This is a genomic window from Bifidobacterium phasiani, from assembly GCF_019331775.1.
GTDB lineage: Bacteria > Actinomycetota > Actinomycetes > Actinomycetales > Bifidobacteriaceae > Bifidobacterium > Bifidobacterium phasiani.
Genome location: NZ_JAHBBD010000048.1, coordinates 1 through 1,645, shown reverse-complemented (window position 1 = coordinate 1,645; position 1,645 = coordinate 1). Strand labels below are relative to the sequence as shown.

At 60.0% G+C, this 1,645-nt stretch carries 2 protein-coding genes; both read right to left on the bottom strand.

The window, feature by feature from the left end; genetic code table 11:
* Nucleotides 1-1,378, bottom strand: a 1,378-nt coding sequence (locus KIH73_RS10725) for a GH25 family lysozyme (RefSeq protein ID WP_219083369.1), incomplete at its 3' end; no start/stop codon positions are given.
* A gap of 60 nt (nucleotides 1,379-1,438) precedes the next feature.
* On the bottom strand, nucleotides 1,439-1,645 hold a 207-nt coding region (locus KIH73_RS10720), incomplete at its 5' end, for a hypothetical protein (protein WP_219083367.1).

Below are 1,645 nucleotides of genomic sequence, written 5' to 3'. Positions count from 1 at the left end.
TCCCGCCCTTGACGGCGTGCGTGGCCCCCGTCGAACCATTCCAGAACACCGTACCGCCCTGGAACGTCTGCGACGCACCACCCCTCACCGACAACTCATCACCCGTCGGATAACCCAACCAACCGTTATTGCTGCGGTAGACCGCAATGCCCCCTTCTTGTGCAACATACCGTTGCACCCCGAACGCGTTCAAATCCACGTTTCCATTGATTCCATTCACCTTGCCGCTGGAGGTGTACTGCCAGCCGCGGTCGTTGGTGGCATAGCTGAAACCGGTTCGTCGTCCGTAGCTGGCCACCCAACGCGTCTTGCCACGGATGTTGGAGCTGTTCAACGGGCCGTTGAGATAGCTTGTGTACGAGTACACGGACAGATTGGTGTATCCAGCGGCCTGCAGCTTGGAATACCACGTGTTCACGATGCCGTCGTACACGCTCGGGCTGGTCGGAGGCTTATGACCCGTCCACGTCCACTGCTCCAGGTCGTAGAACACCGGATAGCTCAGGTCACCGGGAGATACGCCGGCCTTGCGCAACAGACTGACCATGTCGCTGCCTTCCGCGGCGGCCGAGGCATTGTCATAGGCATACGAATAGGAGTACACGCCGAATGGTATGCCCAGACGCTTGCATTCGCTGATGTTTCGCAGAGCCTGCTTGTCGAACCCGTTGTTCCAGCCATAGCTGATGCGGATGATGGCGCCGTCCACACCCGAGTTCTTCACGGCCTGCCAGTCGATCTGCCCCTGCCATTCGGAAACGTCGATAACGCCCTTGGCCTGCTGGACGAACAACGTGCCATCGGCCTCGAAGAACGCCGGCGTACCGTTGTACGTCCCCCAATACGCGCCATACTGGTTGTTCTGCAACACGGCCGGACGAACGGTGCCGGCGGCATCCGAAGACGATGACGCATCGAGCCCCGCATCGACGCCGGCCGCGTCCATCGCGCCCCGGACCTCCGACACCCCGACCGGAACGAACGACTCGCCATCGGTCTTGGCCAACGGATCGGCAGGCGTCTCAGGAGTGCCGACCACGGCGGCATCGGACACCGGCTCACCCGTGGCCAGATCCAACACCTCACCCTCCACCGTCACAGCCAAATCAGGCGACACAACCGAAGCATCATCGGGAATGTCATCGTTCAGGGCCTCCGGCAGTTCATGCGCCGGATTATCCGGCATGGCGGTCGCGTCCGCAGTCTGCTGATCGTCCAGCACAGCGTCGACGTCGCCGGTGGTCTCAGAAACAGCACCGGCGTCCACACCGTCTAGATTCGTATCCAGCACCGGCTGGGCAGGAACGAATGCGGTCGCAACCGACAGCACGGCGACCGCGCTCAGCGATGCCAACCTCGCGACAAGACTCCAGGACATATGCGCACACTCCTCTGTGGCGGAACCCAATACCGCCACTTCGAGGGTATCGTATGCACCCTAGTTATACGCCCCGATATTCTCATCATTACCGTCTTTTGCAAAGAACAAAAGACCACCTTCAATACCCTCTTTTGAGGCATACGGGCTCTTCCGGTTTTCGTGTGTGTGATGGGAGAGCCGTGGGGCATCATGGTTGGTTGTGAAGAAGATAACCGAAGATGTCTCACGGCCTGTACGCGAGTTTAACAGGTTCGACGGGGATGC